We start from the raw sequence: 11,243 nt of genomic DNA on the forward strand, positions 1-11,243 counted from the left end.
CTTCGACCAGAGCACGCGCCTGACGCTGACACCCAGCGGGCCGGTGTTTGCGATGAGCGGGCTGGGCTATACGCACCCTGTCTGGGGCCATGGGCTCGATCATGGCGAACTCGAGGTTGCGCACGACCGTCTGTCCGAAGCCGACCGGCAGTGGGGCAGCCCGCTGGCGATGCACGTTCAGGCACTCGTCCGCGCCGAACTCGTCGACGGCGACCGTCACGACATCGGCGTCGGCGTCCTCGAACAATTGTTCGTCGGGCCGCACCGGCCCACCGGGCTTTCGGGCCTGATGGACCCCGTTGCATGACCTTTCCGACCTCGCCCGAATCGATGGCGCCAGAATGGCTCGGCGCTGTGCTGGGACGGCCGGGACGGCTCAAGGGTTTCGCATCGGCGAAGGTTGGCACCGGCCAGATGTGCGACAGCTATCGGCTCACGCTCGACTGGGAGGACGGCACCGACGCGCCGCCGAGCGTGATCGCCAAATGCCCGAGCCACGACGAGGCCAGCCGGAACATCGCCAAGCTGACCGGCACCTATGTCAAGGAAGTCAGCTGGTATCGCGAACTGGCGGCGGAAAGCGGCGTTGCGGCCCCGGCGTGCCACTTCGCCGATATCGCCGCGGACGACGTCGATTTCGTCCTGATCCTGTCCGACCTCGCGCCCGCGCGGCAGGGCGACCAGCTTGCGGGGCTGAGCCTGGCGTCGCTTGTTCCGTGCATCGAGGCGGCGGCGCAGCTCCACGCGCATCTTTGGAACGACGCGCGGCTTGCCGACCTGGGCTGGCTGTCGCGCGACAATGGCGATCTGGTGCGCGCGTTGTTCCCGCAGCTCTATGTCGGCTTTCGCGAACGCTATGCGGCGCGACTGGCGGCCGATGTGCTCGACCTGGGCGCCGGGCTCGTGGACCGGCTCGACGCCTATCTGGCGCGCGAGCCCGCGGCGCGGACGATCGTCCACGGCGACCTGCGCATCGACAACATCCTTTTCGCGCCCGGCGGCGATGCCTGTTGGCTCGTCGACTGGCAGACACTGGGGCGCGGCAGCGGTGCCGCCGACCTCGCCTATCTGATCGGCACCAGCATCGCTGACCCGATCGAGCGCGCCACCGCGGACCGTCCCGCCTTCGACCATTGGATCGCGGCCCTGACCGCCGCGGGCGTTGCGCCCGATGCCGACGCGTTATGGACCGACTATCGCGTGGGCGCCTTGAGCGGTTATTTCATGGCGGTCTTCGCCTCGATGAGCGTCGAACGCACCGCGCGCGGCGACGAGATGTTCGCGGTGATGGCCGAACGGCCGACCCGGCAGGCGCTGGCGCTGGGAAGCCTGGACCTTCTCTAGGGTCAGGACCCATTCATTGCCGCGAAGGCGGGGTGGCCGCTCCCCACCCCAAAGCCTCCACTCGGACACCACAGCCCATAGAAAAAGGGCGGCCCGTTGCCGGACCGCCCTTCCCTCTCCACCCGTCGGTGGAAAAGCTTTTTAGCGCTTCGAGAACTGGAAGCTGCGGCGGGCCTTGGCCTTGCCGTACTTCTTACGTTCGACCGCGCGGCTGTCGCGGGTCAGGAAGCCGGCCGTCTTCACAACGCCGCGGAGCGCCGGTTCAAAGCGGGTCAGCGCCTGCGCGATGCCGTGCAGCACGGCGCCCGCCTGGCCCGACAGGCCGCCGCCCTTGACGGTTGCGATCACGTCATACTGACCGACGCGTTCGGTCAGGCCGAAGGGCTGGTTGATGACGAGACGCAGCGTCGGACGTGCGAAATAGACTTCCTGGTCGCGGCCGTTGACGGTGATCTTGCCCGTGCCGGGCTTGACCCACACGCGGGCGACGGCGTCCTTGCGGCGGCCGGTCGCATAGGCGCGGCCCTGCTTGTCGACGATCTTTTCGCGCAGCGGCGTGGTCGAAACCGGAGCAGCAACCGTGCCTTCGACGGCGCCGGCGAGATCCTTGAGATCGGTCATGGTCTGTTCGTCAGCCATTATGCACCCACCTTGTTCTTGCGGTTCATCGACGCGACGTCGATCACTTCGGGGCTCTGTCCTTCATGCGGATGCTCGGTGCCCGCGAAAATACGCAGGTTGCGCATCTGCTGGCGGCCGAGCGGGCCACGCGGGATCATGCGTTCGACAGCCTTTTCGAGCACGCGCTCGGGAAAACGGCCTTCGAGGATCTTCGCCGGGCTGGTTTCCTTGATGCCGCCGGCATAGCCGGTGTGCTTGTAATAACGCTTGTCCTGCAGCTTCTTGCCGGTGAACGCCACCTTCTCCGCATTGATGACGATGACATTGTCACCGCAATCGACGTGCGGGGTGAACGACGGCTTGTGCTTGCCGCGCAGGATGTTGGCGATGATCGATGCAACGCGGCCCACAACAAGGCCCTCGGCGTCGATCAGCACCCATTTCTTTTCGACCGTGCTGGCGTTCGCCGATGCGGTCGTCTTGGTCAGCGCCTTCATGGCACGCTCCTTGACAGAGATGGACGAGGCGAACGGCGATGCCGCCGCCCGAAACAAACCGCGCCGCCCGATTCCCGAGGGAACGCAGCGGCGCTTCGGAGCGGGCCAATGGCGCCGGACGAGCGGAAAGTCAAGCAGAGAGCGGCTTTGCTGACGGGTATTATAATACCTCTTGATTCATCCATCGGGTTCCAGCGCGCGAACCCTTTCCTCGACGAGCGTCCGTTCGCCGCCGCCCGCTTCGACGATCCAGCTCTGCCGCCGCTCGCGCATAACAAGCCCTGTGCGCGTGTCGATCGTCCACAGATTGTCGATTTCCAGCGGTTGCGTGACGCCACCAACCGCCGCCGCATCCTGCTCGACCCTGGCGATCGTCTGCAACGCACCGTCATGGGCGATCGACACGCTCGCGCCATCGGTCGGTGCATGGGCCGGGATGGCTTGGTTCGCAGGCGCGATCAGCGCCCGGATGTCGGCGGTCGCCAGCCGGTCGCGCTCGGCGGCGGGAAGCGCGGCGATCATTTCGGCCAGCTGCTTCGCCTCGGGCCGACCGGCCGCGGCGCCGGCCGCCTCGATCCGCGCGGTCACGCGCGCCCACAGCTGTTCGGGATCGACCAGGTCGATCCGGCGGCCGTCGGGGGCGACAAGATAGGCCATCGCCTCGCCGACGAGCGGTTGGAGCATCAGGGTCAGCGCGCGCGTAACCTCGGGCCGGGCATCCGAATCGATCCGCTGAAGCACGGCATCAAGGCGATAGCCCCGCCCGGCCTGTTGCCATTGCAGCGCATAAACGAGCGCAAAATTGATCAGCGCACCATCGCGGCCGATACGGCGCGTCGTGACGCGATAGGTCATCGGCACGCCGACGGGCGGCGCAAAACGGACATGCGCCGATACCACCGCGACATGATCGCCGGGCGCCGCCTCCGGCAAAGGCTGCGCCAACAGCAGCAGCGCGCCGCCGAGGCCGCCCGCCAGCGTCATGCGGAGCGGCGCCCCACACGGTGCAACGCGCCCGCGGCGATGGCGACGAGGATCGCGCCCATCACCTGATGCATCACCGCAACCCACATCGACACGCCCGACACGACGGTCCAGATGCCCAGCAGCATCTGCGCTGCGACCACCGCGACGAGCAGGCCCGCTTCGGTCCGTGCGCCGCGTCGCGACAGGCTGCGGGCAAGGAGGAGCAGCGCAAGCGCGGCAACCCAAGACCACCAGCGATGAAGGAAATGGATCAGGAACGGATCGTTGGTCAGCGCAAGCCAGGCGCCGCCCGCCCAGTCGATGCCCTCGGGCACGAAATGATCGTTCATCAGCGGCCAGCTGCTCGCGACATAACCCGCGTTGAGCCCCGCAACCCACGCGCCGAGCAGCAGCTGGACGAACAGGATCAGGACGATGCCGATCGCAGGGCCGGTCAGGCGCGCCGGGTGCGCCGCGGGATTGTCCGCCAGCGCGCGAAGGTCACGCGCGGTCCAGACGAGCCCCGCCAGCAGGAACAGCGCGGTCAGCAAATGCGTCGCGAGGCGGAAATGACTGACATCGACGCGATATTCGAGCCCCGAGGCGACCATCCACCAGCGGATCGCGCCCTGCAACCCGACGAGCGCGGCGAGCGCGGCGAGCCGCCAGCCATAGCCCGCGGGAATCGCGCGGCGCCACGCAAACCAGATCAGCGGCACGACCAGCGCCATGCCGACGACCCGGCCCAGGATGCGGTGCAGCCATTCCCAGAAAAAGATGGCCTTGAACCCGGCCAGCGTCATGCCGAGGTTGATCTCGCGATATTCGGGGATCTGCTTGTATTTTTCAAATTCGGCGATCCATCCCGCCTCGGTCATCGGCGGGATCACACCCGAAACGGGACGCCATTCGGTAATCGACAGCCCCGATTCGGTCAGGCGCGTGATACCGCCGACCCCGACCACGATGATGACGAGCAGCGCGACGGCCCAGAGCCAGCGTGCAAGCGCCGCGGGGCGCGGGGCGCGGGCGAGGGGCGAAGGCGAGGCGGATGCGTTCGTCATCGCCGCCCTATCGGCGCTTGCAGGTCGATAGGCAAGGGGTGCGAAACCGGGGCCTTGGGGAAATTCATGGCCCCGACAGGCACGGCTTGATAAGCGATGCCGATGCCTCGCCGCGCCCGAACCGCCCTTGCCGTCCTGCTGCTGTTCGCGGCCAGCCCTGCCTTCGCGGCGGCGGCCTCGGCCTCCGCCTATGACGCGCTGGCGGCGGCCGAGGCGCGCGTCGCCGCCATCGGCTTTCGGCTGACCACCGCCAATGCGGACTGGTGCCCGGTGCGCCAACCGCAATTCGGCTGGATCTGGGGCGACCCGCGCCTCTACGCGGCCGATCGGCGCGCGGAGGCGCTCCGGGCCTATGGCGCCGCCGATCCCAACCACGCCTTCGTCGCCGCATTCGCCCCCGGATCGCCTGCCGCCGCCGCCGGCATCGCGATCGGTGCCCCCGTCACCGCGATCGCCGACGCCCCGGTCCCCGACGGTGCCGGGGCGCACCCCTTCGCGCGTATCACGGCGATCGAGACCAGTCTCGCTGCCCGGCCGGTCGACGAGCCGCTTGCGCTCCAGCTCGGCGCCGCGCGCGTTGCCACTCTGGTTCCGATCCCGGGCTGCGCCAGCGACTTTCGGGTCGAGGCCAATGCAAAGCCGGGGGCCGTCGCCGACGGGCGGCTGGTGCTGGTCAACCAGGGCCTAATCGACTTCGCCGCCGATGATCAGGAACTGGCCGCGGCGATCGCGCACGAACTGGCGCACAATATCCTCCGCCACCGCGCGCGGCTCGACGCGGCGGGCGTCGATCGTGGATTGGGCAAGCAATTCGGCCGTAGCGCCCGCCTGTTCAAGCAGACCGAGGTCGAGGCCGACCGGCTGTCGGTCTGGTTGCTTGCCGGCGCGGGCTACGATCCAGCCGCCGCGGCGCGTTTCTGGACCCGCTTCGGCCAGCGCAAGGGACGCCCGCTGTTCCAGGCGGGCACGCATCCAAACTGGCGCGACCGTGTTGCGGCGCTCGAAACCGAAGCGGCCGCCGTGGCCGCCGCCCGTGCGGGGGGCCGCCCGCTGCGTCCGCCGTTGATCGGTGCGCCGCCACCCTTGGAATGATGCAGCGGCGATCCTATTTGGGCAGCATCCGCTTTTTCCCAACAAGGACGATGCCATGACCCCTGAGACCGCAATTTTTGCCGGAGGCTGTTTTTGGTGCACCGAGGCCGTGTTCCAGTCGCTCGGCGGCGTCGAGCGGGTCGAGAGCGGTTATATCGGCGGCACGGTGCCCAACCCGACTTACAAGCAGGTGTGCGGTGGCGATACCGGCCACGCCGAGGCGATCCGTATCACCTTCGATCCCGCTGTCATTTCCTACGCCGACCTGCTCGACGTCTTTTTCGCGACGCACGATCCGACGCAGCTCAACCGGCAGGGCAACGACATCGGCACCCAGTATCGCAGCGCGATCTTCCCGCTCGATGCCGCGCAGGGCGATGCCGCGCGCGCCGCGATCGAGCGTGCGGCACCCGACTGGCCCGCGCCGATCGTCACGACGATCGAAAGCGCGGCGGACTGGTATCCCGCCGAGGATTATCACCAGGCCTATTGGGATGGCGAAGGCCAACGCAATCCCTATTGCATGGCCGTCATTCCGCCGAAGCTCGCCAAATTGCGCAAGGGATTCGGCGACCGCCTGCGCGCCTGATCGTCCGCGCCGCGGCTTCGCCCTCGCCAATCGGCGCGCGGCGCTTCGACGACCCCGGCACCTGAAACCCGCCAGCCAACCCCGACCGACTGTTGCCCAATGGCCGCATGACGTCGCTTTTCATTGACTTTCCAACCGTTTTGGCTAGCGGACGCGCCTTCGCTGGGGCAGGATCGCCCTGAACCGCAGTTGGGGGGCACGGCCAGGTGCTGGCATCGCTGTTTCTGATCGGCACGTTGTTCGCGACGCCGCCGATGTCGGCCCAGGCCGCAAGCCAGACAGTCGTCGAGGATGACGCCGGGGGCATGACGCGCGCCGTCAACCGGATGGTCGGCGGCATCGTCAGCTATGCGCGCTGGCCGGATGCGGCGCCCGCGAGCGGGCGGATCATGTGCGTGGTCGGGACGCCCCGGCTGACCGACCGCATGACACCCGACCTTCCGGGGCCCGGTGCGATCACCGTCCGCCAAACAACCGCGGCCGCCGTGACGCCCGAATGCGATATCCTGTTCCTCGGCCGGATGCCCGTCGGCGACCGGCGCCAGCTGATTGCCTGGGTGCGCGGTCGCCCGATCCTGACCATCACCGACGATGACGCTGCGTGTCTTTATGGCGCGATGTTCTGCCTGAACAGCCGCGCCGCCAGCCTCAGCTTTTCGGTCAACCTCGATGCGATCGGACGCGGGCCGCTGCGCATCGACCCGCGCGTCCTGCGCATCGGCCGCGGCGAGGGAGGGGCGTGATGAACGACCAGCCCACCCCACCAGTCGAGCGGATCGGCACCCGCACGACGCTGCAAAAGCTGCTGTCGCGCTTTCATTTCGGGATCACCCTGTTTGCCGTCGCGCTGTCCGGCCTGACCATCCTGCTCGCCGGGGTCACCGCGCTGCGTGGTTATGCCGACCGCAACATGGAATTGGCGGCGCAGCTCGGCGCCTATGGTGTCGAACCCGCGCTCGTCTTCAACGACCCGCAAGCAGCGCGCGAGGGACTCGAGCCGCTGACCCGCATTCCCGGCATCGCGCGGCTCCGCGTGCTCAACGATGTCGGGCGGCCCGTTACCGAATGGACATCGCCCGCCGCCGATCCGGCCCCGATGCTGACCCGCATCTTCTTTCCACATCCGTTCGCGGTGACCGTCCAGCGGAACGGATCTGCGATCGGCACGATCGAGGTGTGGGGCGACAGCTCGACGTTGATCGACTATGTCCGGCTCGGCCTGCTCGCTGGCCTCGGATGCCTGCTCGTCACCGCGTTCGGCACCGTCTTCCTCGCTCGGCGGTTTGAATATGAACTGGTCAAGCCGCTGAACGAGATCGCGACCGTCGCGCACGACGTGCGTCTGCACCGCCGGTTCGACAAGCGGGTCCAGCCGCTGGGTATCGCCGAACTCGACCGGCTGGGGGGCGACATCAATGCGCTGCTCGACGAACTGCAAGGCTGGCAGGGCCATATGGAAAGCGAACGGGCGATACTGGCCCACCGCGCGTCGCACGACCCGCTGACCGCGATGCCCAACCGCGCCGCCTTCGACGAACAGCTCGCACTGCACATCGAGGCCGCCGAAGCGCGCGGCAGCCGCTTCGCGCTGCTGTTTATCGACGCCGACAATTTCAAGGCGGCGAACGACAATTTCGGGCACGCCGCCGGCGACGCGGTGCTGGTCGCGCTGTCGGCTCGGATTAAGGAAACGCTGCGCAAGGGCGATTTCGCGGCGCGGATCGGCGGCGACGAATTTATCGTCATCATCGACCCGCTCGACAGCGAAACGCGCGCCGAAAATCTGGCGGGCCGCATCCGCGGCAGCGTCGCCGAGCCGGTGCTGCTGCCCGGCGGCGAGACCTATCGCGCCGCCGTCAGCATCGGCGTCGCGACCTTTCCCGACCATGGCCGCAATGCGACCGCCCTGCTCACCGCCGCTGACGCCGCAATGTATGCCGACAAGTTGACCAGCCGTTCCCGATAATCACCAGCGGAGATACGCCCGTGACCATTGATTTCCCCCGATCGATCCGACTCCTTTTCCTGACCGCCTTCGCGGCGATGCTCGCCGCGTGCCAAAGCGTGCCCGCCCCCAGCGGCTTTACGCCCGAACAAATCGCCGCGCTGAAGTCCGAAGGCTTTGTCGAGGGAGACGCGGGATGGGCACTGACGTTCAACGAACGGCTGCTTTTCGCGACGAACGAAAGCGCGGTGCATCCCGAACAGGAAGCGCGCATTGCGGCAATGGCGCGCAACCTGACGTCCGTCGGCATCATGACCGCGCGGGTCGAGGGGCATACTGACTCCACGGGCACCCCCGCCTACAATTTGACGCTGTCGCAGGCGCGCGCGCAAGCCGTTGCTGCGCCGCTGACGGCCGGCGGGATGCGCTTTACCGCCGACCAGATCGTCGGGCGCGGCGAAGCGGTTCCGATGTCGAGCAACGACACGGTCGACGGCCGTCAGGACAACCGGCGGGTCGTCGTGATCGTCACGCAGCAGTGACGGGAACCGGCCCCGCGCACGTCCCTTTTCTTGGTGAACGTTCAGAGCTAAGCCCTCGCGCATGAAACCGATCCGCAAAGCCGTCTTTCCCGTCGCCGGCCTCGGCACCCGCTTCCTTCCCGCGACAAAGGCGATCCCCAAGGAAATGCTGCCCGTCGTCGACCGGCCGCTGATCCAATATGCTGTCGACGAGGCGCGCGAGGCGGGAATCGAGCAGATGATCTTCGTCACCGGCCGCGGCAAGAGCGCGATCGAGGATCATTTCGACGTCGCTTTTGAACTCGAAAAGACGATGTCCGAACGCGGGAAGGATCTGTCGGTGCTCGAACCGACGCGGCTCGGCCCCGGCAATTGTGCCTATGTCCGGCAACAGGAGCCGCTCGGGCTGGGCCATGCGATCTGGTGCGCGCGCGACATTGTCGGCGACGAACCGTTCGCGATCTTCCTGCCCGACGAATTCATGCACGGATCGCCCGGCTGCATGAAACAGATGGTCGATGCTTACGCCCGGGTCGGCGGCAATCTGATCTCGGTGCTGGAAGTGCCGCACGAGCAGGTGTCGAGCTACGGCGTCATCGCGCCCGGTGCGCGCGACGGCGCGCTGACCGAGGTAAAGGGACTCGTCGAAAAACCCCCGATCGCCGCGGCGCCATCGAACCTGATCATTTCGGGCCGCTATATCCTGCAACCCGAAGTGATGCGTGTGCTTGAAAAACAGGGGAAAGGCGCCGGCGGCGAGATCCAGCTGACCGACGCGATGGCGACAATGATCGGCAACCAGCCCTTCCACGCCGTCACCTTCGAAGGGGCGCGTTATGATTGCGGATCGAAGGCGGGTTACATCCAGGCAAATCTGGCGGTCGCGCTCGAACGGCCCGATATCGCCGACGAAGTTCGCGCCTTTGCGGTGGACTTGTTGAAATAAACCTGGCGGAGACGAACGCCTCCGCCAGGCAGGTCACTATTCGCCTTCGATATTCGGCTTGGGAAAACTGTCGGCGCCCAACGTCTTGTACAGCAGGCCGCCGACCGCCCCGCCGATCAGCGGCGCAACCCAGAACAACCACAATTGCTGGAGCGCAAGGCCGCCGACGACGAGCGCCGGGCCGGTGCTGCGCGCCGGATTGACCGATGTGTTGGTCACCGGGATCGAGATCAGGTGGATCAGCGTCAGCGCAAGACCGATGGCGATCGGCGCGAACCCCGCGGGGGCGCGTCCGTCGGTCGACCCCATGATGATCCACAGGAAAAAGGCGGTGAGCACGACCTCGATCAGCAGCGCCGACCAGATGTCGTAATTGCCAGGCGAACCGGCGTCATAGCCATTCTGCGCGAGACCCCCGGCGATGTCGAAGACCGGGCTGCCCTGCGCGATATAATAGAGCAGGAATGCGGCGATGACGGCGCCGACAACTTGCGCACCGATATAGAGTGGGATGTCGCGCGCCTCGAACCGCCCGCCCGCCCACAGGCCCACCGTGACCGCGGGGTTGAGGTGGCATCCCGAAATATGGCCGATCGCATAGGCCATGGTGACGACCGTCAGGCCGAAAGCCAGCGAGACGCCGAGCAGGCCGATGCCGACATCGGGGAACGCCGCCGCCAGAACCGCGCTGCCGCAACCGCCGAACACAAGCCAGAATGTGCCGATCAATTCGGCCAAACCCTTTTGGATATTCGTCATCTTGACCCTCCTCCCCGCCGGCGGCCTCAGACGCCTCCGGCGCAAGGCGCATCCTATCAGTGCTGCGTCACCGGGCAAGCCCTTGCGCGCGCGGGACGAATCAGGCCACGGCAACCGCTTCGACGAAGTGCCGCGCACGCTGGTGCAGCGAAAGCGCCGCCTCGGTCAGCCCGGCCGACAATCGGCCCAGCGCCTGCGCACCGTCGCCGACGGCGGTCGCGCCATGCCCGATCTCGCGGACGCGCGCGTCGATCTCGCGCCCTGCGAAGACCGCCTGCTCGACATAGGTTGCGATCATCAACGTCGTCGCGCTCTGCCCGTCGACGGCATTGTCGATCGCGTCGGAAAAGCCGTTGTTCGCATCGATCGCCTTTTCAACCTCCTCGAAACCCGCGGCGACCTGGCCGACGATGTCGCGGATGCGGTCGACATATTGGGTGATGTCGCCCGCCGCCGACCGCGTCTGGTTGGCGAGCAGCTTCACCTCCGACGCGACGACCGCAAAGCCGCGCCCGGCGTCGCCCGCCCGCGCCGCCTCGATCCCGGCGTTGAGCGCGAGCATGTTGGTTCGGCTCGCCATGTCGATGATCAGCGCGAGCATCTGTTCGATCGACTGGCTCGCCGTCTTCAGCGCCAGCGCCCGCTCGCTCGCCAGCTTGATCTTGCGATGAGCGTCGCCGCGAACGGCGCGGGCGCGCGATCCGTCGTCGACGATTTTTGCCATCGTCGCGGCCAGCGCGTGACCTCGATCGCCGAGTTCCTGCAAGCCCGCAAGCGTCTGCGCGGTGGCGCCCGCGACGGTCACCGCATCGCTGCCCGTTTGCCGCGCGCGTTCGGACAGCGTGCCCGCGACCGCCTCCACCTTGCGCGCCATGTCGGACAGCGCGGCGGTCAGCGCG

Annotated in this window: 13 protein-coding genes and 1 pseudogene; 8 read left to right on the forward strand and 6 right to left on the reverse strand. The window is 67.3% G+C overall.

Features of this window, described 5'->3' with window-relative positions:
* Together A3E77_RS14695 and A3E77_RS14700 are read left to right on the forward strand one after the other, a co-directional pair.
* A pseudogene (locus A3E77_RS14695) lies at window positions 1-307 on the forward strand (hypothetical protein); the annotation flags it as partial.
* Complete coding sequence (locus A3E77_RS14700; RefSeq protein WP_293647251.1) at window positions 304-1,344, forward strand: phosphotransferase; 1,041 nt, start codon at window positions 304-306, stop codon at window positions 1,342-1,344. The pseudogene A3E77_RS14695 and the gene A3E77_RS14700, both read left to right, overlap by 4 nt.
* A gap of 141 nt (window positions 1,345-1,485) precedes the next feature.
* Here the strand turns inward: A3E77_RS14700 and rpsI are convergent, their stop codons facing one another.
* The 4 genes from rpsI to A3E77_RS14720 all read right to left on the reverse strand — a co-directional run bounded on the left by rpsI (window position 1,486) and on the right by A3E77_RS14720 (window position 4,492).
* On the reverse strand, window positions 1,486-1,983 hold the full coding sequence (gene rpsI, locus A3E77_RS14705; protein WP_037517835.1) for a 30S ribosomal protein S9: 498 nt from the start codon (window positions 1,981-1,983) through the stop codon (window positions 1,486-1,488).
* Window positions 1,983-2,462 (reverse strand): 50S ribosomal protein L13, encoded by a 480-nt coding sequence (gene rplM, locus A3E77_RS14710; RefSeq protein ID WP_293647253.1) that lies wholly within the window; start codon window positions 2,460-2,462, stop codon window positions 1,983-1,985. Before rplM ends, rpsI begins: the two co-directional genes overlap by 1 nt.
* A gap of 177 nt (window positions 2,463-2,639) precedes the next feature.
* Window positions 2,640-3,446 (reverse strand): hypothetical protein, encoded by an 807-nt coding sequence (locus tag A3E77_RS14715; protein WP_293647255.1) that lies wholly within the window; start codon window positions 3,444-3,446, stop codon window positions 2,640-2,642.
* Window positions 3,443-4,492, reverse strand: a complete 1,050-nt coding sequence (locus A3E77_RS14720; protein WP_293647257.1) for a COX15/CtaA family protein — start codon at window positions 4,490-4,492, stop codon at window positions 3,443-3,445. The genes A3E77_RS14715 and A3E77_RS14720 overlap by 4 nt, the downstream gene beginning before the upstream one ends.
* A gap of 102 nt (window positions 4,493-4,594) precedes the next feature.
* Here A3E77_RS14720 and A3E77_RS14725 point away from each other — a divergent pair, with 102 nt between their 5' ends.
* From A3E77_RS14725 to galU, 6 genes are all read left to right on the forward strand, one after another.
* Window positions 4,595-5,584 carry a M48 family metallopeptidase gene (locus A3E77_RS14725; RefSeq protein WP_293647259.1) on the forward strand — a complete coding sequence of 330 codons (990 nt, stop codon included), beginning with the start codon at window positions 4,595-4,597 and terminating at the stop codon, window positions 5,582-5,584.
* 55 nt (window positions 5,585-5,639) lie between these two features.
* A complete protein-coding gene (gene msrA, locus A3E77_RS14730) occupies window positions 5,640-6,173 on the forward strand; it encodes a peptide-methionine (S)-S-oxide reductase MsrA (protein ID WP_293647261.1) in 534 nt (177 codons plus the stop codon).
* Window positions 6,174-6,379: 206 nt separating this feature from the next.
* On the forward strand, window positions 6,380-6,916 hold the full coding sequence (locus tag A3E77_RS14735; protein ID WP_293647263.1) for a YfiR family protein: 537 nt from the start codon (window positions 6,380-6,382) through the stop codon (window positions 6,914-6,916).
* Complete coding sequence (locus A3E77_RS14740; RefSeq protein WP_293647265.1) at window positions 6,916-8,139, forward strand: diguanylate cyclase; 1,224 nt, start codon at window positions 6,916-6,918, stop codon at window positions 8,137-8,139. Before A3E77_RS14735 ends, A3E77_RS14740 begins: the two co-directional genes overlap by 1 nt.
* A 20-nt stretch (window positions 8,140-8,159) precedes the next feature.
* The gene (locus tag A3E77_RS14745) at window positions 8,160-8,660 is read left to right on the forward strand and encodes an OmpA family protein (RefSeq protein WP_293647267.1); all 501 of its coding nucleotides are present in this window, start codon (window positions 8,160-8,162) and stop codon (window positions 8,658-8,660) included.
* A gap of 61 nt (window positions 8,661-8,721) precedes the next feature.
* On the forward strand, window positions 8,722-9,585 hold the full coding sequence (gene galU, locus A3E77_RS14750; protein WP_293647269.1) for a UTP--glucose-1-phosphate uridylyltransferase GalU: 864 nt from the start codon (window positions 8,722-8,724) through the stop codon (window positions 9,583-9,585).
* Window positions 9,586-9,621: 36 nt separating this feature from the next.
* On the opposite strand, the gene aqpZ is transcribed toward galU, so the two are convergent.
* Together aqpZ and A3E77_RS14760 are read right to left on the reverse strand one after the other, a co-directional pair.
* Entirely contained in the window at window positions 9,622-10,344 is a 723-nt protein-coding gene (aqpZ, locus tag A3E77_RS14755; RefSeq protein ID WP_229545098.1) for an aquaporin Z, read from the reverse strand.
* A gap of 100 nt (window positions 10,345-10,444) precedes the next feature.
* Window positions 10,445-11,243, reverse strand: a 799-nt coding sequence (locus tag A3E77_RS14760) for a methyl-accepting chemotaxis protein (protein ID WP_293647271.1), incomplete at its 5' end; no start/stop codon positions are given.

It is taken from the genome of Sphingopyxis sp. RIFCSPHIGHO2_12_FULL_65_19, assembly GCF_001830555.1.
In the GTDB taxonomy this organism is placed as follows: Bacteria; Pseudomonadota; Alphaproteobacteria; order Sphingomonadales; family Sphingomonadaceae; genus Sphingopyxis.

Excerpts from the sequence above, each read along its gene's own strand:
- rplM (WP_293647253.1), bottom strand. The coding sequence starts at position 2,462 with ATGAAGGCGCTGACCAAGACGACCGCATCGGCGAACGCCAGCACGGTC.
- aqpZ (WP_229545098.1), bottom strand. The coding sequence starts at position 10,344 with ATGACGAATATCCAAAAGGGTTTGGCCGAATTGATCGGCACATTCTGG.
- A3E77_RS14715 (WP_293647255.1), bottom strand. The coding sequence starts at position 3,446 with ATGACGCTGGCGGGCGGCCTCGGCGGCGCGCTGCTGCTGTTGGCGCAG.
- galU (WP_293647269.1), top strand. The coding sequence starts at position 8,722 with ATGAAACCGATCCGCAAAGCCGTCTTTCCCGTCGCCGGCCTCGGCACC.
- A3E77_RS14720 (WP_293647257.1), bottom strand. The coding sequence starts at position 4,492 with ATGACGAACGCATCCGCCTCGCCTTCGCCCCTCGCCCGCGCCCCGCGC.
- A3E77_RS14700 (WP_293647251.1), top strand. The coding sequence starts at position 304 with ATGACCTTTCCGACCTCGCCCGAATCGATGGCGCCAGAATGGCTCGGC.
- msrA (WP_293647261.1), top strand. The coding sequence starts at position 5,640 with ATGACCCCTGAGACCGCAATTTTTGCCGGAGGCTGTTTTTGGTGCACC.
- A3E77_RS14740 (WP_293647265.1), top strand. The coding sequence starts at position 6,916 with ATGAACGACCAGCCCACCCCACCAGTCGAGCGGATCGGCACCCGCACG.
- A3E77_RS14725 (WP_293647259.1), top strand. The coding sequence starts at position 4,595 with ATGCCTCGCCGCGCCCGAACCGCCCTTGCCGTCCTGCTGCTGTTCGCG.
- rpsI (WP_037517835.1), bottom strand. The coding sequence starts at position 1,983 with ATGGCTGACGAACAGACCATGACCGATCTCAAGGATCTCGCCGGCGCC.